Annotated in this window: 19 protein-coding genes, 1 pseudogene and 1 other annotated feature; of the genes and pseudogenes, 8 read left to right on the plus strand and 12 right to left on the minus strand. The window is 55.3% G+C overall.

Annotated elements, in window-relative coordinates:
* The first annotated feature begins 75 nt into the window (after positions 1 to 75).
* From copA to ybaK, 3 genes are all read left to right on the plus strand, one after another.
* Entirely contained in the window at positions 76 to 2,577 is a 2,502-nt protein-coding gene (gene copA / locus JTI98_RS20220; RefSeq protein WP_216081736.1) for a copper-exporting P-type ATPase CopA, read from the plus strand.
* A gap of 98 nt (positions 2,578 to 2,675) precedes the next feature.
* Positions 2,676 to 3,470, plus strand: coding sequence for a TraB/GumN family protein (locus JTI98_RS20225; protein ID WP_216081737.1), 795 nt, complete (start codon positions 2,676 to 2,678; stop codon positions 3,468 to 3,470).
* 202 nt (positions 3,471 to 3,672) lie between these two features.
* Entirely contained in the window at positions 3,673 to 4,152 is a 480-nt protein-coding gene (gene ybaK / locus JTI98_RS20230; protein ID WP_043001540.1) for a Cys-tRNA(Pro)/Cys-tRNA(Cys) deacylase YbaK, read from the plus strand.
* A gap of 108 nt (positions 4,153 to 4,260) precedes the next feature.
* Here the strand turns inward: ybaK and ushA are convergent, their stop codons facing one another.
* The gene (gene ushA / locus JTI98_RS20235) at positions 4,261 to 5,913 is read right to left on the minus strand and encodes a bifunctional UDP-sugar hydrolase/5'-nucleotidase UshA (protein WP_043001541.1); all 1,653 of its coding nucleotides are present in this window, start codon (positions 5,911 to 5,913) and stop codon (positions 4,261 to 4,263) included.
* A 225-nt stretch (positions 5,914 to 6,138) separates the two neighbouring features.
* On the opposite strand from ushA, the gene fsr reads away from it, so the two are divergent.
* A complete protein-coding gene (gene fsr, locus JTI98_RS20240; protein WP_043001542.1) occupies positions 6,139 to 7,359 on the plus strand; it encodes a fosmidomycin MFS transporter in 1,221 nt (406 codons plus the stop codon).
* Between the two features lie 213 nt (positions 7,360 to 7,572).
* A complete protein-coding gene (gene ybaL, locus JTI98_RS20245) occupies positions 7,573 to 9,249 on the plus strand; it encodes a YbaL family putative K(+) efflux transporter (protein WP_058587727.1) in 1,677 nt (558 codons plus the stop codon).
* Between the two features lie 119 nt (positions 9,250 to 9,368).
* Here the strand turns inward: ybaL and gsk are convergent, their stop codons facing one another.
* The gene (gsk, locus tag JTI98_RS20250; protein WP_046401517.1) at positions 9,369 to 10,673 is read right to left on the minus strand and encodes an inosine/guanosine kinase; all 1,305 of its coding nucleotides are present in this window, start codon (positions 10,671 to 10,673) and stop codon (positions 9,369 to 9,371) included.
* 141 nt (positions 10,674 to 10,814) lie between these two features.
* On the opposite strand from gsk, the gene aes reads away from it, so the two are divergent.
* Positions 10,815 to 11,786, plus strand: a complete 972-nt coding sequence (gene aes, locus JTI98_RS20255) for an acetyl esterase (protein ID WP_044328408.1) — start codon at positions 10,815 to 10,817, stop codon at positions 11,784 to 11,786.
* On the opposite strand, the gene hemH is transcribed toward aes, so the two are convergent.
* The 8 genes from hemH to JTI98_RS20295 all read right to left on the minus strand — a co-directional run bounded on the left by hemH (position 11,783) and on the right by JTI98_RS20295 (position 19,846).
* Positions 11,783 to 12,745, minus strand: coding sequence for a ferrochelatase (hemH, locus tag JTI98_RS20260; RefSeq protein WP_043001546.1), 963 nt, complete (start codon positions 12,743 to 12,745; stop codon positions 11,783 to 11,785). The two genes, aes and hemH, sit on opposite strands and share 4 nt — an antisense overlap.
* A 163-nt stretch (positions 12,746 to 12,908) precedes the next feature.
* On the minus strand, positions 12,909 to 13,553 hold the full coding sequence (gene adk / locus JTI98_RS20265) for an adenylate kinase (protein WP_043001547.1): 645 nt from the start codon (positions 13,551 to 13,553) through the stop codon (positions 12,909 to 12,911).
* A gap of 185 nt (positions 13,554 to 13,738) precedes the next feature.
* Complete coding sequence (gene htpG, locus JTI98_RS20270) at positions 13,739 to 15,613, minus strand: molecular chaperone HtpG (RefSeq protein WP_044328407.1); 1,875 nt, start codon at positions 15,611 to 15,613, stop codon at positions 13,739 to 13,741.
* Between the two features lie 110 nt (positions 15,614 to 15,723).
* Positions 15,724 to 16,329 carry a recombination mediator RecR gene (gene recR, locus JTI98_RS20275; protein ID WP_043001549.1) on the minus strand — a complete coding sequence of 202 codons (606 nt, stop codon included), beginning with the start codon at positions 16,327 to 16,329 and terminating at the stop codon, positions 15,724 to 15,726.
* Positions 16,329 to 16,658, minus strand: coding sequence for a YbaB/EbfC family nucleoid-associated protein (locus tag JTI98_RS20280; RefSeq protein WP_001515903.1), 330 nt, complete (start codon positions 16,656 to 16,658; stop codon positions 16,329 to 16,331). The genes recR and JTI98_RS20280 overlap by 1 nt, the downstream gene beginning before the upstream one ends.
* A 53-nt stretch (positions 16,659 to 16,711) precedes the next feature.
* Positions 16,712 to 18,640, minus strand: a complete 1,929-nt coding sequence (gene dnaX, locus JTI98_RS20285) for a DNA polymerase III subunit gamma/tau (RefSeq protein WP_044258928.1) — start codon at positions 18,638 to 18,640, stop codon at positions 16,712 to 16,714.
* Positions 17,315 to 17,379: a sequence feature (DnaX frameshifting element), on the minus strand. It overlaps the preceding gene by 65 nt.
* 112 nt (positions 18,641 to 18,752) lie before the next feature.
* Entirely contained in the window at positions 18,753 to 19,304 is a 552-nt protein-coding gene (gene apt / locus JTI98_RS20290; RefSeq protein ID WP_043001551.1) for an adenine phosphoribosyltransferase, read from the minus strand.
* A 164-nt stretch (positions 19,305 to 19,468) separates the two neighbouring features.
* Complete coding sequence (locus JTI98_RS20295; protein WP_043001552.1) at positions 19,469 to 19,846, minus strand: DUF454 family protein; 378 nt, start codon at positions 19,844 to 19,846, stop codon at positions 19,469 to 19,471.
* 69 nt (positions 19,847 to 19,915) lie between these two features.
* Between JTI98_RS20295 and priC the strand changes: the two genes are divergently transcribed.
* A complete protein-coding gene (priC, locus tag JTI98_RS20300) occupies positions 19,916 to 20,443 on the plus strand; it encodes a primosomal replication protein N'' (protein ID WP_216081738.1) in 528 nt (175 codons plus the stop codon).
* Between the two features lie 14 nt (positions 20,444 to 20,457).
* Complete coding sequence (gene rsmS / locus JTI98_RS20305) at positions 20,458 to 20,619, plus strand: pleiotropic regulatory protein RsmS (RefSeq protein ID WP_043001554.1); 162 nt, start codon at positions 20,458 to 20,460, stop codon at positions 20,617 to 20,619.
* A gap of 119 nt (positions 20,620 to 20,738) precedes the next feature.
* Here rsmS and mscK read toward each other — a convergent pair whose 3' ends face one another.
* Complete coding sequence (mscK, locus tag JTI98_RS20310; RefSeq protein ID WP_044265261.1) at positions 20,739 to 24,098, minus strand: mechanosensitive channel MscK; 3,360 nt, start codon at positions 24,096 to 24,098, stop codon at positions 20,739 to 20,741.
* 119 nt (positions 24,099 to 24,217) lie between these two features.
* Positions 24,218 to 24,403, minus strand: a pseudogene (locus JTI98_RS20315) (DNA-binding transcriptional repressor AcrR); the annotation flags it as partial.

Raw genomic sequence — 24,403 nt, forward strand, 5'->3', positions numbered from 1 at the left:
CACTTGACCTTCCCCTTGCTGGAAGGTTTAACCTTTATCACAGTCAGTTAATCCCTGTAATAAAGGAGTGAAGAGATGTCTCACACTATCAACCTGACCCTGGACGGCCTGTCCTGCGGTCACTGCGTCAAACGCGTAAAAGAGAGCCTTGAACAACGCCCGGATGTTGAACAGGCTGAGGTTACCGTGACTGAAGCGCTCGTCACCGGTACCGCCAGCGCCGAAGCGCTTATCGACACCATCAAACAAGCCGGTTACGGCGCAGAGTTAAGCCACCCAAAGGCTAAACCGCTGGCGGAGTCATCAATCCCGTCGGAAGCACTGGCAGCGGTCCCTCCTGAGCTTCCGGCAGCGACGGCTGAAGATGAGAGCCAACAGCTGCTGTTAAGCGGCATGAGCTGCGCCAGCTGTGTTTCCCGGGTACAAAATGCGCTGCAAAGCGTTCCCGGGGTCACGCAGGCACGGGTAAACCTCGCGGAACGTACTGCGCTGGTGATGGGCAGTGCGTCCGCTGCCGATTTAGTCCAGGCGGTGGAAAAAGCCGGCTATGGCGCGGAGGCGATTGAAGACGATCTCAAACGCCGTGAGCGCCAGCAGGAAACCGCCGTCGCGACAATGAAACGCTTCCGTTGGCAGGCGATTGTCGCCCTGCTGGTGGGTGTGCCGGTGATGGTCTGGGGGATGATGGGCGATAACATGATGGTGACCGCCGACAACCGCAGCCTGTGGCTGGCGATAGGTCTGGCGACGCTCGCCGTGATGGTTTTTGCCGGCGGCCATTTTTATCGCAGCGCGTGGAAGAGCCTGATGAACGGTACCGCCACGATGGACACCCTGGTGGCGCTGGGCACCGGCGTAGCCTGGTTGTACTCGATGAGCGTCAACCTGTGGCCGCAGTGGTTCCCGATGGAAGCGCGTCATCTTTATTATGAAGCCAGCGCGATGATCATTGGTCTGATTAACCTCGGACACATGCTGGAAGCCCGCGCGCGTCAGCGCTCGTCTAAGGCGCTGGAAAAATTACTCGATCTCACGCCGCCAACGGCGCGAGTGGTGACAGAAGACGGTGAAAAGAGCGTACCGCTGGCAGAGGTTCAACCGGGGATGCTGTTGCGTCTGACCACCGGCGACCGCGTACCGGTTGACGGTGAAATCACCCAAGGCGAAGCCTGGCTGGATGAGGCGATGCTTACCGGCGAACCTATCCCACAGCAAAAAGGGGAAGGCGACAGTGTGCATGCCGGTACCGTTGTGCAGGATGGCAGCGTGTTGTTTCGCGCCAGCGCAGTCGGCAGCCATACGACGCTGTCGCGCATTATCCGTATGGTGCGCCAGGCCCAGAGCAGTAAGCCGGAAATCGGTCAGATGGCCGATAAGATTTCCGCCGTGTTTGTTCCGGTTGTGGTCGTGATTGCGCTGGTCAGCGCGGGTATCTGGTACTTCTTTGGCCCGGCGCCGCAAATTGTCTACACCCTGGTGATTGCAACCACAGTACTGATTATTGCCTGTCCGTGTGCGCTGGGTCTGGCAACGCCAATGTCTATTATTTCCGGCGTGGGTCGTGCGGCTGAGTTTGGCGTACTGGTGCGAGATGCCGATGCGCTGCAGCGCGCCAGCACTCTGGATACCGTGGTCTTCGACAAAACCGGGACACTGACCGAAGGCAAACCCCAGGTGGTGGCGATTAAAACTGTAGGCGAGACTGATGAGGCGCAGGTGCTGCGTCTGGCGGCGGCGCTTGAGCAAGGCTCCAGCCACCCGCTGGCGCGAGCGATTCTCGACAAAGCCGGTGATGGTGCACTGCCGCAGGTCAACGGTTTCCGCACCCTGCGTGGATTAGGCGTTAGCGGTGAAGCCGAAGGGCATACGCTGCTGTTGGGCAACCAGGCCCTGCTGAACGAGCAGCAGGTTGACATTCGCGAACTGGAAACCGAGATATCGGCCCAGGCTTCTCAGGGCGCTACGCCGGTGCTGCTGGCGATTGATGGTAAAGCGGCAGCGCTGCTGGCCGTGCGCGATCCGTTGCGTAGCGACAGCGTGGCCGCCCTTCAGCGACTGCACCGCGCCGGCTATCGTCTGGTGATGTTAACCGGCGATAACCCGACGACGGCTAACGCCATCGCCAAAGAGGCGGGAATTGATGAGGTGATTGCCGGCGTTCTGCCGGACGGTAAAGCCGATGCCATTAAACGTCTGCAAAGCCAGGGGCGTCAGGTGGCGATGGTCGGTGACGGCATCAATGATGCACCGGCGCTGGCGCAAGCCGATGTCGGGATCGCAATGGGCGGCGGCAGCGATGTGGCTATCGAAACCGCTGCAATTACTCTGATGCGTCATAGCCTGATGGGCGTGGCAGATGCACTCTCTATTTCCCGCGCAACGCTTCGAAACATGAAGCAAAACCTGCTTGGCGCATTCATCTACAACAGCATCGGTATTCCTGTTGCAGCCGGTATTCTGTGGCCGTTTACCGGTACGTTGCTGAACCCGGTGGTTGCCGGTGCGGCGATGGCGCTCTCGTCCATTACCGTGGTGAGCAACGCGAACCGACTGCTGCGCTTTAAACCGAAAGAGTAAGCGATGCCGGATGGCGTTTTAGCGCCGCCATCCGGCAATTCACACATTGCACACCCCTGGGCCACGCGTTAGCATGGGCTTCTGATTAGGGAGGTCGCATGGATCTGTTTTACCGGGTAAAAACATTCTTCGCTACGCTATCCGGCAATCGCTATACCTGGCCCGCCATTGATGTTTCGTTGCCCGGCAACCGCCATTTCCACCTGATTGGCAGTATTCATATGGGCAGTCGCGATATGTCCCCTCTCCCTGCCAGACTGCTCAAAAAGCTTAACAGCGCCGATGCACTAATTGTTGAGGCCGACGTCTCCGGCAATGACAGCCCTTTTGCCGATCTACCCGAATTTGCCGCACTGGAAGAGCGCATCAGCGAGGAGCAGTTGCGCAATCTGCATCGCGCGACTGATGAACTGGGGATCTCCCCTTCCCTGTTCTCTACGCAACCGCTGTGGCAAATCGCGATGGTGTTGCAGGCCACCCAGGCGCAACAGTTGGGGTTACGCCCGGAGTACGGTATTGATTATCAGCTGTTGCAGGCCGCGAAAAAGGCAGAAAAACCGGTGATTGAACTGGAAGGTGCCGCCAGCCAGATTGCACTGTTGTGTGAACTGCCGGACAACGGCCTGGCGCTGCTGGAGGACACACTAACGCACTGGCACACCAACGCCCGGTTACTGCAACAGATGATGAGCTGGTGGCTTGACTCCCCGCCGCAGGACAATCACCTGACGCTTCCCAACACCTTCAGTCAGTCGCTGTACGATGTGCTGATGCATCAACGCAATATCGCCTGGCGGGATCGTCTGGCGGCACTGCCTGCGGGTCGCTATGTGGTGGCCGTCGGCGCGCTGCACCTTTATGGAGAGGGAAATCTGCCGGAGCTGATGCGATAAAAAAAGTGGCCAATATTTCTATTGGCCCGTCAAAGAGGAATTTCATCATTATTATTATGCCGCCGCTTAATGCGACGGTGTATGTCGATTGTCGCTCAAACTCTGCATCCTGCCAACATAATTGCGCAAGATGGTACTATATTTCGAACATTCGTTAGAGATATGCTTGACTCGTCATTTGGTTTAGCCAGGAAAAATAGCTATGACACCCGCCGTTAAATTACTCGAAAAAAACAAAATTACGTTCAGGATCCATACCTACGACCACGATCCCGCCGAGACCAACTTCGGCGATGAGGTGGTGCGCAAGTTAGGGCTGAATGCCGATCAGGTGTACAAAACGCTGCTAGTGGCGGTGAATGGCGATATGAAACATCTGGCGGTTGCAGTCACGCCCGTGGCCGGACAACTGGATCTGAAAAAAGTCGCCAAAGCACTCGGCGCGAAAAAGGTCGATATGGCCGATCCGCTGGTTGCGCAACGCACGACCGGGTATCTGGTCGGCGGCATTAGCCCACTGGGACAAAAAAAACGTCTACCGACGCTGATTGATGCGCCAGCCCGGACGTTTGACACCATTTTTGTCTCTGGCGGCAAACGCGGGCTGGATATTGAACTGGCGGCGGTTGATTTAGCCGCGATTCTGGAGGCTGAATTCGCCGATATCGCCCGCCGGGATTAAGTGATTATAGAATGATGGCCTGATAGCGCGACGCTTATCAGGCCAGGAAACCGCACTAACCTGTAGGCCGGATAAGGTGCCCGCACCGCTATCCGGCACTCCGCCCTGTTACTGCCAGCTAACTTCCCCCTTCGGCTCATACGCACTGGCATCCAGCGGTGAGTTTTTCTGAATGTATTCCTTCAGCACTTCCGCATCAATAAACCCGGTGTTGACGTACCCCGGTTTGTTATCAATACGCGGATAGCCGTCGCCGCCGGTCGCGTTAAAGCTGAGCGTCGCCATACGGTAGGTTTTTGCCGGGTCAACCGGCTCGCCGTTGATTTTCAAATCGTTGAGCTTGCCCTCTTTTGCCACAAAGCTAACCCTGGCAAACTGCGGATAGGCGCCGGAGTCCGGTTTCATTTGCGCCACGGCCGTCAGATAGTCCGTCACATCCTTACCGTTCATGTCGGCATATACGACAACGTTGCCGAATGGCTGAACCTTCAGCACGCTTTTATAGGTGATATCCCCGCCGTCAATCGAGTCACGAATGCCGCCGCCGCTCATAACGCCAAAATCGGCACCAGTGCGCGCCATTTGCGCAGCCAGAATCAAATGCCCCATGTTGGTTTGTACAAAACGGACCTTGCTGCGATCGCCTTCCAGTCGGTCATTCACCGCACCAATTTTCACATCCAGCTGCGCTTTTCCTTTATTCTGGAACGGTGACAACAGCGAGAGCATCTGCGCATTCTCCGCGATTTCCGGGGTGTAAAGTACGTGCTCACTTTTCCCGTCTTCCCAGGTCACTTTCTTCTTCAGGTTCACCGGAATCAGCTGATAGTTGACCATTTTCATCTCGCCGTTACGGAACTCAAAGTCCGCGCGACCCACGTATTTCCCCCACTCATGAGCCTGCACGATCCAGATACCATTCTGTTTGTCCGGTGCACACGGCGTACCGGGAACGTAATCCACCTGTTTCTTATTTTCCGCCGCCATGCACACCGGGTCCTGTGAGTGACCACCCACAATCATCGCCAGCGCGCCCTCCGGCAGACTGCGCGCCATTTCAACGTCGCCCGGTGCGTTCGATCCGTGGTTGCCGTTGTCGTAATGCCCCATATGAGTGGTGGCAATCATGACGTCCGGCTTTTCATTCATCTGCAATTCCTGAATCACCACCTTTGCCTCTTCCGCTGGTTTGCGAAATTCAATATCGGTGAAGAACTCAGGGTTACCGATTTTCGCCGTGTCGTCGGTGGTCAAACCGATCACCGCGATTTTCAAATCCTGGCGTTTAAAAATGGCCCAGGGTTTAAACAGGCGCTCGCCGGTACTTTTCTGGTAAATATTGGCTGAGAGAAACGGGAACTTCGCCCACTTCTCCTGCTGACGCAGGACGGTGAGCGGATTATCAAATTCGTGGTTACCGACCGCCATCGCGTCATAACCAATCAGGTTCATCCCGCGAAAGTCGGGCTCAGCATCCTGTAGATCCGATTCGGGTACGCCGGTATTGATATCACCGCCGGACAGCAGCAGGACGCTGCCCCCTTCGGCAGCCACCTCGCGACGAATCCCGTCCACCAGCGTTTTTTGCGCTGAGAGACCGTACTCGCCGTATTCGCTGCGCCAGAAATGGCCATGGTGATCGTTGGTATGCAGAATGGTGATTTTATAGGTTTTATCTTTTTCATAAGCCTGAGCAGGCTGACTTGCCAGCGTGAATGCGGCGAACAGTGCCAGCGCCACACCCCGTTTCAAAAATTTCATGTTTCTCTCCCTGATTCCTTCACTCGGCTGAAATTACAATTATCTGAAATAATAGTCGAATAAGTTTTCAGAATTGAGACTTCCTTCAAACCTCGTCCGCAGGTATGTTAGTCAGGTAATAATCACAATGACGATATTCCCCTGTGCGCAACATCATTCACGTTGCATCCGGGTAGCGTGAAGGATAAAGCGCATACATCGCAAATCAGACAGAAGTGACTTTCTATGGCAATGAGTGAACAAACCCAGCCAGCACCTGGTGCGTCCGCGCCAGTCGCTAAGGCACGCACGTCGTTCGGCATTTTAGGCGCGATCAGCCTTTCACATCTGCTTAACGATATGATTCAGTCGTTAATTCTGGCGATCTATCCGCTATTACAGTCCGAATTTTCACTGACCTTTATGCAGATAGGGATGATCACCCTGACCTTCCAGTTGGCCTCTTCGCTACTACAACCGGTGGTTGGTTACTGGACCGATAAGTACCCAATGCCGTGGTCGCTGCCGATTGGCATGTGCTTTACGCTAAGCGGTCTGGTGCTGTTGGCAATGGCCGGCAGTTTTGGCACCGTGCTGTTGGCTGCCGCGCTGGTCGGCACCGGTTCTTCGGTATTCCACCCGGAATCGTCCCGTGTGGCGCGTATGGCCTCAGGCGGACGCCACGGTCTTGCCCAGTCCATCTTCCAGGTGGGCGGTAATTTTGGTAGCTCCCTCGGTCCGTTGTTGGCGGCAGTGATTATCGCCCCTTACGGCAAAGGTAATGTGGCCTGGTTCGTTCTTGCGGCGCTGCTGGCCATTGTCGTGCTGGCGCAAATCAGCCGCTGGTATGCCGCGCAGCATCGAATGAGCAAGGGGAAACCAAAAGCAACGATTATCAATCCACTGCCGCGCAATAAGGTGGTGCTTGCGGTCAGCGTCCTGCTGATCCTGATTTTCTCGAAATACTTCTATATGGCGAGCATCAGCAGCTATTACACCTTTTATCTGATGCAAAAATTCGGATTATCGGTACAAAACGCGCAATTTCACCTCTTTGCTTTCCTGTTTGCGGTTGCTGCAGGAACGGTAATTGGCGGGCCTTTAGGCGATAAGATTGGCAGAAAATATGTCATTTGGGGCTCTATCCTCGGCGTCGCGCCGTTTACGCTGATTTTACCTTATGCCACCCTGCACTGGACCGGCATTTTAACGGTGATCATTGGTTTTATTCTCGCCTCGGCGTTTTCCGCCATTCTGGTGTATGCCCAGGAGCTGCTGCCGGGTCGTATCGGCATGGTTTCTGGTCTGTTTTTTGGTTTTGCCTTTGGGATGGGTGGCCTGGGAGCCGCGGTGTTAGGTCTGCTCGCTGACCATACCAGCATCGAGTTAGTCTATAAAATCTGTGCTTTCCTGCCACTTCTGGGGATCTTGACCATATTCCTACCTGATAACCGGCATAAAGCCTGAGTTTTTGCGGCTAAAGCTAAACTTTAGCCGCCCTCTCAACCTGCTGCCATAAGCCTTTGCTCTGTCTACAGCCCATTCGTTTTCCGATCCGTGCTTTTTTCAGCTCAAATTGCAGTTTTCTTCAAAATTCAATAATTATTCATAAACATAATAGTCAAAATTGTCATAAACTATTACCTGGAATTTTGGAAATCAGCTACCAAAGGAGACGGAATGCATCACGCCACCCCGCTTATCACCACCATTGTTGGCGGCCTTGTGCTCGCTTTTATACTCGGCATGCTTGCCAATAAACTGCGTATTTCTCCTCTGGTGGGATATCTGTTAGCGGGCGTTCTGGCCGGCCCTTTTACGCCAGGCTTTGTGGCTGATACCAAACTTGCGCCGGAGCTCGCTGAGCTTGGCGTTATTCTGCTGATGTTCGGCGTCGGTTTGCACTTTTCACTGAAGGATTTGATGGCGGTAAAGTCGATAGCCATTCCCGGCGCGATCGCCCAGATAGCCGTGGCGACGCTGTTGGGTATGGCTCTTTCCGCCATGCTGGGCTGGTCGCTGATGACCGGTATCGTCTTTGGTTTATGTCTTTCAACCGCCAGTACCGTGGTGCTGCTGCGCGCGCTTGAAGAACGACAACTGGTCGACAGTCAGCGAGGGCAGATCGCCATCGGCTGGCTGATTGTTGAAGATTTGGTAATGGTACTGACGCTGGTGCTGCTGCCAGCCGTCGCCGGAATGGTGGAAAAAGGTGACGTCGGCTTCGCCTCGCTGGCCGTCGACATGGGCATTACCATCGGTAAAGTTATCGCCTTTATCGCCATTATGATGCTGGTTGGCCGCCGTCTGGTACCGTGGATTATGGCACGCAGCGCGGCAACCGGCTCCCGCGAACTGTTTACCCTTTCCGTACTGGCGCTGGCATTAGGTATCGCTTTCGGCGCAGTGGAACTGTTTGATGTCTCCTTCGCGCTGGGCGCGTTCTTTGCCGGGATGGTACTGAATGAATCGGAACTGAGCCACCGCGCGGCCCACGATACCCTGCCGCTGCGCGACGCGTTTGCTGTCCTGTTCTTTGTCTCCGTCGGTATGCTGTTTGATCCGCTGATTCTGGTCCAACAACCGCTGGCCGTGCTGGCAACGCTTGCCATCATTATCTTTGGTAAGTCGGTCGCCGCCTTTTTCCTGGTGCGTCTGTTTGGCCACTCGCCGCGCACCGCACTGACCATCGCCGCCAGCCTGGCGCAGATTGGTGAATTCGCCTTTATTCTCGCCGGTCTGGGGATGGCGCTGAACCTGCTGCCGCAGGAAGGGCAAAATCTGGTGCTGGCAGGGGCGATTCTGTCGATTATGCTCAACCCGGTGCTGTTTGCTCTGCTGGAAAAATATCTGGCAAAAACCGAGACGCTGGAAGAACAAACGCTGGAAGAGGCTATCGAGGAAGAGAAGCAAATTCCGGTGGATATCTGCAACCACGCGCTGCTGGTCGGTTTTGGCCGCGTCGGCAGTCTGCTCGGTGAAAAACTGATGGCGGCCGGGATGCCGTTAGTGGTTATCGAAACGTCGCGGACACGAGTGGATGAGCTACGCGAGCGCGGGATCCGCGCGGTGCTGGGGAATGCCGCCAATGAAGAGATTATGAATCTGGCGCATCTGGACTGCGCCCGCTGGCTAATCCTCACTATTCCGAACGGCTATGAGGCAGGCGAAATTGTTGCGTCTGCCCGCGAGAAGTGCCCGAATATTGAGATTATTGCTCGTGCGCATTATGACGATGAGGTCGAGTACATTACCGAACGCGGCGCTAATCAGGTCGTGATGGGCGAGCGTGAAATCGCCCGTACGATGCTGGAACTGCTGGAAACACCCCCTGCGGATGAAATCGTGACCGGGTGATCGTCGTGGCATCGGCTCGTTTGCCTGATGGCGCTTCGCTTATCAGGCCTACGTGATGACACAGATAATGGTTACGCCAGGCCGGATAGGACGTTTACGTCGCCATCCGGCATAATGACTTAACGATCCCAGTACGACTCTTCGAGGCTATCCTCACGCTCCGGCAGTCCACGCGTCAGACGCGGAGAGTGCTGGTTCAGTACCTGATAACTCACACGATTGGCATATTTACACACCTGAGCTAATGACGAATAGGTCAGCCAGGTGAACTTATGCTTACTGGAATTCGGCACGTTCGAACGGTGATAGCTGTTGGCGGTAATATCGTGCAGCAGCGCTGCCAGCGCGCCGTCACCAGCGCCATTGGTGTTCATGATCTTTTCCGGACCGCCCATATACGGCGCGATATGGGAATAGACGCGCAGCGGATTGCGACAGTCTTTATGGCGCATCGCGCGGCTGAACTCATACTGGTTAAATTCGGCAATCGCCCCAGGCAACAACGGGTGTTGAGTTTTGCGTTTGGCTTCCTCTTCGGTAAAGCCCGCCATGTACAGCCCTACCGGTCCGGCGGTACACAACACCAGATCGACCCAGTCCAGCGCTTTATCAGATGCCAGCAGCGGATCGTTTTCACCGGTCAGCGCTTCGGCCTCTTCTTCATTCATGGCCAGGATTGAGACGTTCTCTTTCAGGAAACCCTGCCACCACTGTGGGTTATCGGCGATCACGAATTTGGTCCCAAGCGTCAGCACCACGGGCACATTGTGCTTTTTAGCGTACTCAATGGCCTTCATGGTGGCTTCCGGCATCGGCTCGCCTGGCTTGCAGCGTACCAGATAGGAGGTCAGCACCAGCGCCGATGCCCCGGCAATCACCGGTTCCGGAATGCTTTCCGCGCGCAGCTGGTTCATGTGCCCTGGGCTGATGGCGAAGGTACGCTCACCGGATTCGCCTATCAGGGTAAAGCAGCGGCCAATCGGCCCGTCAACGCCCTGCAGATAGTTGAGGTCGGTCCGGCTGGAGGTGTTGCACAAATAGCGGTAGGCGTAGCTGCCAATTTCGATGTTGCTGCACATCACGCCCAGCAACACCGAACGGTCATCGGCCAGCACCGAGTAGTTGTGCATAGTGTTACCAATCGTGCCACCGGCAAACTGATGGGTGATCAGATTGTCACGCACCAGTTCCTGATACAGCGCTTCGGCCACATCGTCTTCAATCACCAGTGAATGCCCGGCACTCAGTCCATAACGTTGTACAAACGCGTCATCCACTTTCGCTTCAATATCGACCAGCGTTTGATCGATCCCCACCACCCATGCGGCGCTGGTTTCATGTTCTGGCTGGATTTGTTGCAGCAGTGGATCGCGTGCGTTGACAGGAAAATAGTGTTTGGATTTGCGTTTACCGGGAAATTTCATAGCTGTTTTTACAGGTGGATAACTGAGCGGTGCATGGTAGCACATTCCCCTCTGGACGACAGAGTTTCAATAACAGACGAACGGATCGCAGTTTCCACGACGGAAGCTTTTACAATGGGTCGATTTCACAAGGAGCGTTTTATGAAACCAGAGAATAAACTTCCCGTACTGGCCAGCATTTCAGACGAGATGCGCGCGGTGCTGAATGTCCGGCAGGACGATTTGCCTCCCTGGCCTGCCGCCGATGATGTGCCAGCGATGCGCCAACACTACATTCTTGAACGGCGCTTCTGGAACGCGGATGCACCGCAAATGCCAACGCGGGAATATGCCCTCCCCACGCCCTGGGGAGAGGTGACAACGCGCCTGTACAGCCCGACGCCAGACAGTCAGGCCACGCTGTTTTACCTGCATGGTGGCGGTTGTATTCTCGGGAATCTGGATACCCATGACCGAATCATGCGCCTGCTGGCAAGCTATACCCAGTGCACGGTAATCGGCGTCGACTATTCACTCTCACCTGAGGCGCGCTTTCCGCAGGCCATTGAAGAGACCATTGCCGCCTGCCAGTTCTTTTATCAGCAGGCGGACGACTATCAGTTGAATATGACGCACATTGGCTTTGCCGGTGATTCCGCTGGTGCGATGCTGTCACTCGCCAGCGCGCTGTGGCTGCGCGATAAGCACATATTTTGTGGAAAGGTGGCAGGCGTGCTGTTGTGGTACGGCCTGTATGGCTTGCAGGACTCGGTAAGTCGTCGGCTGATGGGCGGTGAGTGGGACGGCCTCAGCCGCCAGGATTTGGAGATGTACGAAAGAATGTATCTGCGTGATGCCGACGATCGCGAGTCGCCGTACTATTGCCTGTTCAACAACGACCTGACGCGCGATGTGCCGCCCTGCTTTATCGCCGGTGCGGAGTTTGACCCGCTGATCGACGACAGCCGTCTGCTCTTCGAGACGCTTCAGGCGAACCAACAGCCCTGCGAATACAAAATGTATCCCGGCACGCTGCACGCCTTTCTGCACTACTCACGCATGATGAAATCTGCCGATGACGCCTTACGCGATGGTGCGCGTTTCTTCACTCAGCAGATTAACGCTGCACGTTAGCGGTACGGGGCTGTCAGTTTCAGCATCATATCGATATGTTCCGGTGCGGCATTTAGCGCCGGAATATATTCATACTTTTTACCGCCCGCTTCGAGGAAGATCTCTTTATTCTGCACCGCAATTTCTTCCAGCGTCTCCAGACAATCCGCCGCGAAGCCCGGACACATCACCTGAATATGGCCCGTTCCCTTCTCGCCTAACATCTTCAGCGTTTCATCCGTGTAGGGCGTCAGCCACGGTTCACGACCAAAACGCGACTGGAAGGTCATCATTACTTTTTCTGGCGGCAGACCGAGCGCAGAAACCAACTCACGGGTCGTGTCGCGACAGCGTTGCGGATAGTCGTCGCCTTCATCAGCAAAGCGCTGCGGAATGCCGTGGTAGGACAACAGCAGCAAATCCGGTTCGCCGTGTTCGGCGAACGAAGCCCGCGCACTGTTCGCCAGCGCGTCAATATAAGCGCGATCGTCGGCGTAATCGCGAATAAACGAAATGCCGGGAATACGACGTTTACGCGCCAGAATGCGCGCCAGCTCATCCCAGACCGCAGCAACCGTTGAGCAGGAATATTGCGGGTACAGCGGCAGCACGACGATATGATCCACGTGGTTTGCCAGCAGCTCGTCCACCGCGCTTTCCAGTGACGGCGAGCCATAGCTCATGCCCAGCGCGACGGGCGTGTCCGCCAGGCGCGCAGCAAGCGCCTGCTGCTGTTGACGGCTGTAGACCATTAGCGGAGAGCCGCCTTCCATCCAGACAGACTGATAAAGCTTTGCCACACGCGGGGCGCGAAGCGGCAAAATCACGCCGCGCAGCAGCGGCCACCACAATACACGGGGCGTATCGACAACGCGTGTATCGCTTAAGAATTGCCGGAGATAGCGTGTTACTGCCGCCGGAGTGGGGGCATCGGGAGTACCAAGATTTGCCAGCAGGATACCGGTTTTCGTCTGACGCATTACCGCCTCTTATCGATTCAAATTGTTGATAATTGTAGCGGAAAAGTGAGTAAGAAGAACTAATTGCTGTGAGAGGTAAAACGAGAATTTGCCTGATGGCGCTACGCTTATCAGGCCTACGCGACAATGGCAGGCCTGATAAAAGGTTCACTACGCGAAAAACTTAACCGAGGATTTTTTCCAGCGCGGCGCGCACGTCAGCAACGGCCTGAGTCCCGTCAACTTTCGCGTATTGCGTGTTACCTGCTGCCGCTTCTTTCTGGTAGTAACCAATCAGCGGCGCCGTCATCTGATGGTATTCTACCAGACGCTTACGCACGGTCTCTTCCTGGTCGTCTTTACGGGTGGTCAGCTCTTCGCCGGTCACGTCGTCTTTACCTTCAACCTTAGGCGGGTTGAATTTGATGTGGTAAACGCGGCCAGACGCAGCGTGTACGCGACGACCAACGATACGGTCAACGATCAGCTCATCCGGTACGTCGAATTCGAGAACATAATCTACCACGATACCGGCTTCTTTCATGGCGTCAGCCTGCGGAATCGTGCGCGGGAAACCATCTAACAGAAAACCGTTACGGCAATCTTCCTGCGCGATACGCTCTTTTACCAGCGCGATCACCAGCTCATCCGTCACCAGCTTACCGGCGTCCATGATGTCTTTCGCTTGTTTGCCCAGCTCGGAGCCAGATTTCACGGCGGCACGCAGCATATCACCGGTGGAGATTTGCGGAATACCATACTTCTCCATGATGAACTGAGCCTGAGTTCCTTTACCCGCGCCCGGAGCGCCAAGCAGAATGATACGCATTACGAAAATCCCCTTAAAGGTTGTCGATATTTTTAAAAAAGCGCTAAACGATACCACCATCACGCATTTGTCTCAAGGAAGGTGCCAGCGCTGAAACGGTTAATGAGGGAAAATTTAGAAAAGAGAGGCGATTAAAAGAAATGCCGGATAGCAATCACGCTTATCCGGCATTCACATCGCAGTTATCAGGAAACCAGCAGTTGGTTCATGCGGCGGATGAACTGGTTTGGATCTTCGAGCGTGCCGCGCTCAGCAAACAACGCCTGATCCAGCAGAAGTTCAACCCACTCGTTGAATTGCGCTTCATCCTGGGTATCCGCCGTGCGTTTCACCAGCACGTGGTCCGGATTGAGTTCAAAGATGTATTTCACTTCCGGTACGTTCTGACCCGCTGCGGCAAACAGTTTCGCCATCTGGGTGCTCATTTCGTCCGCGTCGGTGGTGACAATCGCCGGCGTATCGGTCAGACGGTGCGTCAGACGTACGTCTTTCACCCGGTCGCCCAGCAGATTTTTCACGCGCTCAACAAACGGTGTCAGCGCTTTTTCCGCTTCTTTCGCGCTTTCATCAACCTCATCGGCCAGCTTGTCGATAGACTCGTCCGCTTTGGCGACGGACTGGAACGCCTTACCGTCAAACTCGGTCAGATAGTTCATCATCCACTCGTCAATGCGATCGGAGAGCAACAGCACTTCGATGCCTTTCTTACGCAGCAGTTCCAGGTGCGGGCTGCTCTTCGCTGCCGCATAGCTGTCAGCGGTAATGTAGTAAATCTTCTCTTGCCCGTCTTTCATGCGAGAGACGTAGTCTTCCAGAGAGACGGTCTGCGCAGAAGAGTCGGTATGCGTCGACGCGAAACGCATCAGTTTGGCGATGGTTTCCTGGTTAGCATGATCTTCCGCCGGCCCTTCTTTCATCACCAGACCAAACTGCTGCCAGAACGTCTGGTATTTTTCCACATCATCTTTCGCCAGTTTTTCCAGCATCTGCAGAACACGCTTAGTCAGCGCGCTACGCAGGTTGCGGGTGACGGTGCTGTCCTGCAGGATCTCACGAGAAACGTTCAGCGGCAGATCGTTGGAATCAATAAGCCCTCGCACGAAGCGCAGATAGTTCGGCATGAACTGCTCGGCGTCGTCCATGATAAAGACGCGCTGGACGTACAGCTTCAGGCCATGTTTGTGATCGCGGTTCCACATGTCCCACGGTGCCCGCGACGGGATGTACAGCAGACTGGTGTACTCCTGCTTTCCTTCTACGCGGTTGTGGCTCCAGGTCAGCGGATCGGTAAAATCGTGCGCGATATGCTTGTAAAACTCGTTGTACTCGTCGTCTTTGATTTCCGACTTGTTACGGGTCCACAGCGCCTGCGCCTTGTTGATTTTCTCCCAGGTAACGACGGTTTCGCCGTCTTTCTCTTCCTGTTTTTCAATCTCAACCGGCAGGGCGATATGGTCGGAATATTTGCTGATGATGGAACGTACGCGCCAGTCATCGAGGAACTCGTCTTCGCCTTCACGCAGATGCAGCGTGATTTCCGTTCCGCGATCGTCTTTGGTGATATCGGCAACGGTGTAATCACCTTCGCCCGCTGATTCCCAGAACACGCCGTTCTCCGGCTTGTCGCCTGCGGCGCGAGTGCGGACCGTGACTTTATCCGCGACGATAAAGGCCGAATAGAAGCCTACGCCAAACTGACCAATCAGTTGGCTGTCTTTCGCCTGATCGGAGCCCATGGATTCAAGGAAGGATTTGGTCCCGGACTTCGCGATGGTCCCCAGATGATCGATCACGTCATCACGGTTCATCCCCACGCCGTTATCGGCGATGGTCAACGTACGCTTATCTTTATCGAAGGAGACGCGTACACGCAGTTCACCGTCGCCTTCATAGAGGTCCGGGTTCGACAGCGCGCGAAAACGCAGCTTGTCTGCCGCATCGGAGGCGTTAGAGATAAGCTCACGCAGGAAGATTTCTTTATTGGAATACAGAGAATGGATCATCAGATGCAGAAGCTGTTTTACTTCTGACTGAAAACCACGAGTTTCTTGTCCTTTCATGTAGATCTACCTCAACAATGCCATTTTCAATGGTAAAAACACGTTGAGGGTGAAATGGGGACAACCGGGGGGGATTTCAAGCGGAGGCCGCGAGCACAGCCTCCGTTTGTTCAGAATTTAATCTTGTGGCGTCCTGCCAGAGAATGTGACAGCGTGGTGCCGTCCACCATCTCCAGTTCACCGCCGACCGGCACGCCGTGTGCGATACGGCTGGCGTCAACGCCATATTGCGCGCAGAGTTCAGCAATGTAGTTCGCCGTGGCTTCCCCTTCGACCGTCGGGTTGGTCGCGAGGATCACTTCACTGAGTTGCTCGCAGGACAGGCGCTGCTCAAGTCTGTCGAGACCGATATCATCCGGCCCGATGCCGTCGAGCGGCGACAAATGCCCCATCAGCACGAAGTAGCGCCCAGAAAACTGCCCGGTCTGTTCAATCGCATAGATATCCGCAGGACTCTCGACCACGCAAATCTGGCCGTTTTCCTGACGACGCGGATTTGAACAGATATTGCAAACCTCTTGCTCGGTGAAGGTGCGGCAATCGGCGCAGTGACCGATTTCCGACATCGCCCGGGTGAGCGCTTGCGCCAGACGCATCCCGCCGCTGCGGTCACGCTGAAGCAGCGTAAACGCCATGCGCTGCGCCGACTTCGGGCCAACGCCCGGCAGGCAGCGCAGTGCTTCCATAAGCTGAGTTAACAGCGGGCTGGTTTGCATCAGAACGGCATCTTAAAGCCTGGCGGCAGTTGCATACCGGAGGAGACAGAGGCCATTTTTTCTTTCTGGGTCTCTTCAATGCGACGGGCAGCATCGTTAAACGCAGCAGCAACCAGATCTTCCAGCATCTCTTTGTCATCTTCGAGCAGGCTTGGGTCGATCTCCACGCGACGGCAGTTATGCGCGCCGTTGATGGTCACTTTCACCAGACCCGCACCGGATTCACCGGTCACTTCCAGCTTCGCGATTTCTTCCTGCATCTGCTGCATTTTTTCCTGCATCTGCTGGGCCTGCTTCATCAGGTTACCCAGACCGCCTTTACCAAACATAGGCTTCTCTCTCAATCACGTTAAGGGATGACAACCATAAGCGTCGCTTACGATCAAATGGGGCGGATACTCTCTTCATCCAGATCCGCATCGAAGAACCGACGCAGGGTCTGGATGTTGTTATCCGCAACTATCGACTCACGCGCCTGCGCAAGTTTCTCTTCATAAATCGCCTGACGCCACTCCAGCGGCGTTCGCACCGCCGGATTATCATCTTCTACGATGGTCAGTTCAACCGTTGATCCCGCAAGCTGACTCAGTGCTTCCGCCAGCTTTTGCTGCGCACCGCTGGAATTCAGGTGACGCTGGCTGGAACGCAAATGCAGACAGACCGCATTATCGTTCTCTTCTTTCCAGGCGTTGAGAGCGACCTGCTCAACCAGTTTTGGCAGCGAAAGCTGGCTGACCTGTGCCGCCCACGGATCGCGTTCAATCGCTTCTGCGGCAAGCTTAGCTGCCAGTTCCGGTGTTTTCTCATGCTCCAGCGCTTTTTTCAGCGCCTTTGGTGTCGCCACCACCTCTTTCACTTCAGCAACCGGCGTGGTCGCCTTCCAGCGATAGGCCTCTTTCTTCGCCGGCGCCTGCTCGAGCGCAGACGGTGCAGGACGAGCCTGTACGCGTTCTGATACCGAAGCCAGTCTTTCCAGCGCAGCGTTATTCACCGGCCGCGCGCGGGGTGCGGCTGCCGGTTCACTCTTTTTTGCTTTGGTTGCTCCCTGCGCACGTTGCAGTTGGTTGCGCGCCGCCAGCACCTGACTGGTGGATTCCGGTAGCGGTGCTGCCGGGGCCGGTTGCGCGGGTGCAGACTGCTGCGGCACCTGGGTCGGCGTCATTACCGCCGTTGGCGCGACAGGGGCAAATGATTGTCGCGGAACCTCGGGTTCTGGTAGCGGCATACGCGGATGAAACGCCAGCGCCCGCAGTAAGGTCATTTCAACGCCCATGCGTCTGTCTGGCGCGTACGGCAATTCTTTACGGCCAATCAACAACGTCTGGTAATAAAGCTGAACGTCCGCCGGCGGCACGGTGCGCGCCAGTTCACGCATGCGCACTTCGATCGTCGCCATGTCGCCGCCGAGTGCGGCAGGAGACAACTGGACCAGCGCAATACGGTGCAGCAGACCAAGCATTTCGACCAGCAGTGCTTCCCACTCAATTCCCCGCGCTGCGGCCTCGTTGACCAGCGTCATCACCCGTTCACCGTCGGCAGCGATTACCGCCTCCACCAGCGACAGCGCCTGATCGTCATCCAGCGTGCCGAGCATCGCGCTCACCGCCTGGGTGGAAACCTGGCCATCACCGCTGGCTATCGCCTGATCCGTCAGACTCAGCGCGTCACGCAGACTGCCATCGGCCGCACGGGAAAGCAGTTGCAGTGCGCGCGGCTCGTGGGCTATCTGCTCTTCGTTAAGAATGTGTTCAAGCTGATGGCGGATCTGGTCGACATCCAGCGCCTTAAGATGGAACTGCAGGCAGCGGGACAGAATGGTCACCGGCAGCTTCTGCGGATCGGTTGTCGCCAGCAGGAATTTGACGTGCGACGGTGGCTCTTCAAGCGTTTTGAGCAGCGCGTTAAAACTGTGGCGAGACAGCATATGCACTTCGTCGATCAGATAAACTTTGAATCGACCGCGCGCCGGGGCGTACTGGACGTTATCCAGCAGATCCCGGGTGTCTTCAACTTTAGTGCGCGAGGCAGCATCGATCTCAATCAGATCGACAAATCGCCCCTGTTCGATTTCACGGCAGTTATCACACACGCCGCACGGCGTGGCGGTAATGCCGGTTTCGCAATTCAGTCCCTTTGCCAGCAGACGGGCAATGGAGGTTTTACCGACACCCCGGGTACCGGAAAAAAGATATGCATGGTGAATACGCCCTAACGACAAGCCGTTCGCCAGTGCGGTCAGCACATGTTCCTGGCCGACGACGTCAGCAAAGGTTTGTGGGCGCCATTTTCGGGCTAAAACCTGATAACTCATTGGCTGGCTCTGAAACGCTGGAAGGTGGATTCATAGGGGGGAATGCTAACACAACCTCACTAATTCAGCGAGGTCATGTCTTCAGCTAATACGTCAGGTGCTGTTGAGCCGATTAGTGCCCCGGGAAAGGAACCAGGCTATAACAGTTGATGCCCTGCTGCGCCAGACGCTGTTCGCCGCCGAGGTCAAACAGGTTGATGATGAACGCCGCATCGGTCACTTCGCCGCCCAGACGACGGATCAGTTTCACGGTCGCTTCAATCGTACCGCCGGTTGCCAGCAGATCGTCAACCACCAGCACTTTATCACCGGCGTGGATCGCATCAAGGTGGATTTCCAGTTGATCGGTGCCGTATTCCAGTTCGTAGCTTTCAGCGATCGTTTCACGCGGCAGCTTGCGCGGTTTACGCACCGGCACAAAGCCAACGCCCAGACCCAACGCTACCGGCGCGCCAAACAGAAAGCCGCGAGCTTCGGTACCGACAACTTTGGTGATGCCTGCATTTTTGTAACGCTCAACCAGCAATTCGATGCTGAGTGCGTAAGCTTTCGGATCTTCCAGTAAGCTGGTGACATCACGGAAAAGAATGCCCGGTTTCGGGTAGTCCTGAATGCTTTTAATGCTATTTTTGAGAAACTCAAGCTGCTGTGCAGTTGCGGTCATAAGTTTGTGCCTGATTAATACGGTGTTACTTCACGGCGCACTATACACTTCATCCTTCAAGCGGCCTCTTTGTTGGCTGCATTAATTTGACCCAGTGCGCCTGTGCTCGAAAACGGTCGAATTTACTGGCTACCGCTCGCAATTGCAACCGCGATTATTATGCTTCAGTGCTTTTGTTGCTTTTCGTCAATCACAGGTATTCGCCACATAAATACCAGCAGGCAAGCCAGGATCACCAGCAGCAGGATCCGCACCCACCACATCGGGGTCAACCACAGCGATACGGCGAAGGTGATGAGGATCATTACGATCGCGCGGGGCTTAACGCCCGGCGGCATAGCCTTATATTTCTGCCAGAATCGCAAATAGCTGCCAAACCACGAGCGGTAGAGTAACCAGTTATGGAAACGCGGCGATGAGCGGGCAAAGCACCAGGCAGCCAGCAGGATAAACGGTGTCGTCGGCAATACAGGCAACACGACGCCCAGCGTCCCCAATACAACCGCCAGCCAACCCGTGATGATTAAAAGGATTCGTTGCATAATAAAGGAATATCGCAAACCAGAACGCTACTTTAGCATAACAGTTATCATTTTCATCGGAGTGTTACAGTGAAAACCGCCATGCTGCTGCAAAAGCTGGAAGATCAGCTCGCCCTCCTGCGCCAACGCTGTGCGCCGGTGGCGCAGCATGCCACGATCAGCGCCCGTTTCGATCGCCATCTTTTTCAGACGCGTAGCACCCTGCTCCAGGCCTGTCTGGATGAAGCTGAAGGCCACCTTCAGGCGCTACGTCAGGCAGTTGAACAGCAGCAACTGCCGCAAGTGGCCTGGCTGGCGGAACATCTGGCGTCGCAACTGGAGGCAATCTCCCGCGAAACCGCCAGTTGGTCGCTGCGGGAGTGGGACAGCGCCTCGCCGGGTCTGGCACACTGGCAACGCAAACGCATCCAGCATCAGGAATTTGAGCAACGTTTGCAGGAAATGACCGCGCAACGCAAAGCGCGGCTGGCTCAGGTCACCCGTCTGGACGAACAACAAACGCTGCAACGCGAAGTGGAAATCTATGAAGGCCGTCTGGCGCGCTGTCGTAAGGCGCTGGACAATATTGAACGTGTCCTGGCGCGTTTAACTCGCTAATCCCTGGAGACGCTATGTCACTTGAAAACGCCCCGGATGAGGTCAAACTGGCCGTCGATTTGATTGTATTGCTGGAAGAAAACCATGTCGCCCCGGATACCGTGTTGAAAGCGCTGGAAATGGTTAAACGGGACTATGAAAAAAAAGTGGCTCAGACTGCTGACAAACTTGATTGATTTTTGCCTGATGGCGCTGCGCTTATCAGGCCTACATTTCTGAGCGGGTATTGGAATTTACCCTGCGTTGTAGGCCGGATTAAGACGCAAGTGACGCCATCAGGCATGCGATCGTTTGATTAAACCGCAGGCGCCGGATCGTCGCCTTTAATCTCGCGTTTCACCTCTGTGACCTCATCGCCCTTCTCGTTGCGCAGATGCACTTCAAGCTGGTTAAAGGCGATATCAATGTTATTTTCACGGCACAGACGATCGATTGATCGGTTCAGTTCATCAACCGTGTGGCTACGATCGCGAAGTTCACGCACGTACAGACGCAGTTCATGATCCAGGGTACTGGCACCGAAGGTAGTGAAGAACACCGCCGGCTCGGGATCGTGCATCACCTTCGGATGCTCCATCGCGGCCTGAAGCAGGACTTTCTTCACTTTATCCAGATCCGAACCGTACGCCACGCCAATGCGGATCACCAGACGGGTGGTGGTATCAGACAGCGACCAGTTGATCAGGCGCTCGGTTACAAACGCCTTGTTCGGGATGATCACCTCTTTGCGATCGAAATCGGTAATGGTGGTTGCGCGGATACGGATCTTGCTGACGGTACCGGAGAATGTGCCGATCGTCACCGTATCGCCAATCCGCACCGGGCGTTCGAACAAAATGATCAAACCCGAGACAAAGTTACCGAAAATCTCCTGCAAGCCGAAACCGAGACCGACCGATAAGGCCGCCGCCAGCCATTGCAGTTTATCCCACGACACGCCGAGCGAACCGAAGACCGTCATCGCCCCAACGGCAATGATGATGTAGTTCAGGATCGTGGTGATGGCGTACGAGGCGCCCTGGCGCATTTTAAGACGCGACAGCACCAGCACTTCCAGCAGACCCGGCAGGTTGCGGATCAACGCCCAGGCGACCATCGACGCGATAATGGCAAACAGCAGGCTGCCCATCGTCACGCTTTTCACTACCGCTGCGCCCGCTTCGGTGCCGTTGTAGTGCCAGAGCGTAATGCTGTCGAGATAGCTGAACACGGTGATCAGATCGGACCAAATCGCCCAGAACACCACCGCAAACAGTGAAATCATCAGCAGCATCGTAATGCGTAACGTTTGCTGGTTCACCTGCTCCAGCGCGATGGTGGGTTCTTCCTGCGGTTCTGCCCCTTCGGCCCCCTCTTTCACCAGATTCTGCCGACGCGCCAGTGCACGACGCCAGGCGATACGCCGCGCCGCGACGCTTAAACCGCGCAGCACCGTCTGGTAGAGCAGGTTCCAGATGATGACCAGATAAACGGTTTCAATCCAGCGGCCCGACAGGCGCAGCGTGGTGTAAAAGTAGCCGGTTGCCGTCAGCACCATCAGCGCAATCGGGATGATTGACAGGATGGTGATCGTCACCAGGCGCAGGCCATGTGACTCTTTATCACGCCAGCTTTCGCGGCACATCGGCCAGACCAGAAACGCGATCAGCAGCAGGTTGAGGAAAATCATCGCCTGCCCCAGCACATCGTCCATCAGATGCAAGGGAGAAAGCTCTGCCACGACTGACCAGAAGTGCAGCGGCAGTAGCGCCAGGCTGATGCGCACAATCTGGCGACGCCAGTGGCTGGTCAGTTGCGCAGGCATACCGAAATGGCGAATCGCCACCCCGTCTTTTTCGAGCACTTTCCAGCACAGCCCGAAAACCAGCCAGAAGATTGCCAGTTTTTTACTGAATGCCCACAGCAGATCGCTGATGTTTAACTGCATGGTCAGCAAAATCAGGCCGACCGCCAGAATCAGCAGACATACCGGCAGCGCACGAATCAGATCGATCAGAATCGCTTTCGGTGTGTTTAGCTGACTGTCATTGCGCAGCGATCCCACCGCGGCGGCGAGTTGCTGCTGCCAGGCTTTCAGCCACTTCAGACGCCAGCGAATCAAGCCGGCAATGAGCAGTAGTGGCAACCCAGCCAGGAAGGCGATAAACACCGCCGGCCACGCTTTTTCCCAGTTCACCGTGATTTTCATCGACTTGAACTGATCTTTCAGCGACTGCGGGAAGGCTTTGATCCAGTCCCAGTCCATTGGCCGGTTGCTGTTTACCCAGAAGATTTGCTGGGTCAGGATCTCTTTCAGGCTTTTCGAGACGCTCATTAACTGCTGCTGATTAATTTGCAGATTAATGGCCATCATGAGCTGATTACCCAGTTGCTTGTTCAACTGGTCCAGCAGTTCACGGCGCATATCGACAACCTGTAACAGCGCATCGTGGACTTCGTCATTCACTTCATTACTGTGGCCTTCTTCCAGCTTAGCCACGAACGCATCGTTCTGGAACAACGCGTCACGCTGCTGGTTGATTTCGAACTGCTCCAGACGCAGGTCCGCAATGCGGTTGGTCATGTCCGAGAGTTCATCCGCCGACGGCAGCGTTTGCTGCTGTTGATAGAGAATACGCGACAGCAGCAGACTGCCCTTCAGCACCGCGATTTGTTCTTTGATATTGCGTTCAGATTGCAGTGCGCGGTCCAGCCAGTTTTTGACCCTGATGTTTTGCTGCATCAGCGAGTTGCCATTTTCCGTCGCGGTGATCAGGCGCTGGCTGAGCTGATGGTTGATTTCCAGTTCCTGTTTCACCAGTGGGTTGGCCTGGATCCGCGCGGTTTCATCCGGGGAAATGGCCTCCTGCGCCGTTTTTTCCGTTAAGGTCAGACGCTTGCTGTTGACCGCTTCCTGCAGTAGCTGTAACTGGTGCTCGAGCCGGTTGCTGTTTGCCGTAATATAGTCACGCTGCTTTTGCAGGGTGTCCTGCAACACCGTATTGCCTTCCAGGCTTTTACGTTGTTGATCGATCTGGGCGTTCAGTAACGTCTGCTGGGCCTGTAAAAGCACCTGCTGAGTCGGTCGCAACGCCGCTTCGCCCACGCTGGTGCCGTCCAGCCGGTTGCGGATCTGCTGAAGCTGCTGAGAAGCCGTATACATCGCATTTTGTACACGCTCGGGCTGCGTTTGCAGGGAAACGAGCTGGCTGTTATAGGTGGCGAGATCGTTTTGCGCGTTCTGCAAATCATCCAGAACCTGCGCCACGCGCAGTTCTAACTGGCGTAATGAAAGCGTACTGAGCGTCTTACGCGTTTCATCATCATTATCCACATCGCTGAGCGCACTCAGCGCCTCTGTCGCCTGACGCATTTTTTCTGGTGCCTGCGCCACGCGCTGACGAAGCTGGGTCGTCTCGTCTTTCACCCGCTCGATTTTCTCAAGCGTTGCAATGGTCTCGACGAGATCCTGCTGAACCAGTTTATCCTGCGCGGAGAGGTCTTTTTGCTTATTGAGCGTATCCAGTTGGCTTTGCACATCCGCCTTCGAGGGCAGATCGCTGTTTGACGATGCGCGAGCAAGCGCCAGAGACTGGCAGGATAGCATTAAGATGAAAACAGCCACCGTGATAAAAACTCGGTGCTGAGCACGTTTATAGAGCGGCAACATAGTCATGTGAATGAAGGTTTCTGAACCGAAAAGACGACCGAAAATAGTCAACGCGCAAGAATATCACGGCTCTGTCAGACAGAATAGCGGCAGCGAAACCGACCAGGATTATTCCTGGAGTAGCGTCAGGATACGGCGTCAGGCCCCGTCGACTGTAAGGTGGGACAAAATGTTAACATTTCCAGCAAAACGGCGACGTAATCCCGCGCTTCTTTTTTGAGATCAAACGATTGGGGGGCAAAAAGCCAGTTTTCCATCAGACCTGAAATCATGGCGCGCATCATCACCGCCGCCCGCCGCGTAATCAAATT

It is taken from the genome of Citrobacter sp. MGH 55, assembly GCF_016906145.1.
Lineage (GTDB): Bacteria > Pseudomonadota > Gammaproteobacteria > Enterobacterales > Enterobacteriaceae > Citrobacter_A > Citrobacter_A amalonaticus.